The organism is Dactylosporangium sp. NPDC005555, from assembly GCF_040605635.1.
Lineage (GTDB): Bacteria > Actinomycetota > Actinomycetes > Mycobacteriales > Micromonosporaceae > Dactylosporangium.
On sequence record NZ_JBEXDG010000148.1, the window covers coordinates 1 to 2,769 of the forward strand.

The window sequence follows — 2,769 nt, forward strand, 5'->3', positions numbered from 1 at the left end:
CGACCGACACCGCGAACAGTATGGACCGCGGGTACGACACTTTTCCGGCAACCCACACCCACGAACACGCTCAACAGCGCTGAAGAGCACTGAAGTGCACTCAACCGCCAGCAGTTGGCAGCCCCCTGCGAGGGTGATCCCCACTGGATCACTCTCGCAGCAGCCGCTGCCGGGCGCCTGCCGTCAAGCGGCCGCAAGCGGCGGGGTCAGGTAGTTGCTCGATGTCATCGGGCGGTAGGTCGAGCAGGGAAGTTCTCCATGCCTTACCACCGCACTTGATCACGATCTCGCATCTGGGCGGGCACCGGATCCGATGGTGCGGCATTCCTGGGAAGCCGGATCGATCTGAAAGACAACGTCATGCGGGTGTGCAAGGGCAAGAGCGGCCTGCGGGTCGAGGCGGAGGAGGTGCCGTTGCAGCATGCGTCCGATCATCTCGTGAGCGACGATCAGCGGCCGTCTTGCTGGCCGTTGTTTCACCTGGCGAAGGGCTGCGGCCGCTCGGATATCGCCGTCGGCATAACTTTCGCCGCCGGGAAACCGCCACTGGTACTTGCAGGCCGCCCGGCGCTGAAGCTCGCCGGGAAACTGCGCGTCGATCTGCTCGTCGTGCATGCCGCTGAACTGACCGTGGTCGAGCTCGGCTAGTTCATCAACCACGTCGATCTCTAAGCCGAGAGCGTCGTTGATGATGCGGGCCGTCGCGATCGCTCGCCCGAGTGGGCTGACGAAGATGCCGTCGATGCCGCGTCCCTGCAGGGCGGACGCGTGACGGTGCGCCTGCGCGACGCCGTGGTGCGTCAGCGCCGAGTCAAGCCGGCCCTGCCTCCGTCGCTGCAGGTTCCACTGCGTTTGACCGTGTCGGGCCAGGAAAACCACGTCCCATGCGTTCACCCGATCATCCTGGCTGAACGTTTCTTGAGGTGGGCAGCGGATTTCGCCAGCGACCGCCGACTGGGGCCAGGATCATCCGCCGCCTCCCGCAACTCAGCGTCCTTGACACGCAACGCCAAACCCGCCAGGTTCACGCTGCTTCTGGTGATTCGTGGCGGCTTTGAGGCACGACCGCATCCTCGCTTCCACGACCGCCGTCGGTCGACGTCCTCGGCAACCGGATCGCGGCGACGACGCCAGCACTCGCGATCACCGTCATGAGCGCGAATACGACGCTGAACGCCAAGGTCGGAGACGCGCGTAATCCGGCCAGAATCGCGCCGGTGACCGCCACTCCTGTGGCAGCCGCGACCTGCCGGATCGTGCTGAACACTCCTGAGGCCGCACCGGCGTCAGCGACGTTCACCGATGCCATGGCGGCGACCGACAGCGGCGACCAGGCGACGGCGTTCGCGATGCCGAGCACCACTGCTCCGGGCGCTGCCCACCAAGGATCAATGCCTAGCACGACGACGAGTCCGATGAGCGTCAGGCTCGCGGCGAGGAGGACCATTCCCAGGATCGCCGGACGGCGTGGTCCCACGCGGTCGACCCATCGACCGGCCGCAGGCGACAACAGGGCCGCAACGACGGCGTCCGGGGTCATCACCAGTGCGGCCTCCAGCGGTCCCAGCCCTCGCACATCCTGCAGATACAGCATCGTCGGCAACGCCATCGCGATGACGACGGTACCCAGGGCCGCTACCGCGGCGCTCGCCGCGAGGAACCCGGCCGAGCCAAAGACTGTCGGAGGGGCCAGCGCTGCTGAACCGATCCGGCGCTGCCGAACGACGAAGCCGGCCAGCAGCGCGACAGCGATCGCCCCGGCGGCGGCGATCGCGGGCGCCGGGGTGTCGCGCCACGCGAGCAGCGCCCAGACAAGGAGCCCGAGACCCGTGGTGCTGAGCACCGCTCCCGGCAGGTCAAGGCTTGCGGTGTGGCCCCGGCTGCCGGGAATCCAGCGCAGCCCCATCAGCAGCGCGGCACAGCAGATCGGAACGTTGACCAGGAAGATCCATCGCCAGTCGAGCGCCGCGGTCAGCAGGCCCCCGAGGAGCGGACCCAGCAGCGCGCCCGCCGACGCGACCGTGCCCCACAGGCCGAGCGCTCGCCCGCGCTCGTCGGCGATGAACAGCCGGCGAATGAGGGTGAGCGCCTGGGGTGCCATCGCAGCCGCCGCCAGCCCTTGGACAACCCGGAACAGGACGAGCCAGCCAACCGACGGTGCCAGACCACACAGCGCCGACGCCACTGCGAAACTCCCGATCCCGGCCAGGAACACCCGTTTGGGGTCGTAGCGATCACCGAGCCGCCCGGCGACGAGCAACGGGACCGAGAACGCCAACAGATACCCGGCTGTCACCCAGAACAGCCCCGAAATGCTTGCGTGCAGGTCCTTCTGGATGATCGGGCTCGCGACCGCCACGATCGTCGTATCCAGGAGAATGACGAAGAACCCTGCGAGCAGCGCAGCCAGTCCTGCCCATTTGTTCGTCACCGGGTCTGCGGTCTTGCGCCGACCAGCCCGAACGCGCCCCGCAGGCAACGGCACCTTCCACCTCCGACTCGTCCCTCGGCCGCCACAGTCGACCGCGAGCGTGGGCACGGTACCCCATCCTGAGCGAACCGCTCGACGCCAAGTCAGGCCCATCCGTCCGTCGCTCGCGGGGACGCGATGCATCGACACACGGGATCACGTGCCCTGTCATCGGCACGGGTGCGTAGCGGATCCGTCATGGTGTGAAGTTCCACCCGCGGACCGGACACCCTGAAACCAGACAGTTGGTCTGGGGAAGGATGTCCTGGTGCCACGTCCATCGAAGTACCCCGAGGATT

The 2,769-nt window shown here is 67.4% G+C and carries 2 protein-coding genes; both read right to left on the reverse strand.

From position 1 onward, the window contains the following. Positions 1 to 279: 279 nt before the first annotated feature. Complete coding sequence (locus ABZS58_RS51095; RefSeq protein ID WP_354792084.1) at positions 280 to 894, reverse strand: histidine phosphatase family protein; 615 nt, start codon at positions 892 to 894, stop codon at positions 280 to 282. A gap of 130 nt (positions 895 to 1,024) precedes the next feature. Next, entirely contained in the window at positions 1,025 to 2,431 is a 1,407-nt protein-coding gene (locus ABZS58_RS51100; protein ID WP_354792086.1) for an MFS transporter, read from the reverse strand. Between the last annotated feature and the right edge of the window lie 338 nt (positions 2,432 to 2,769).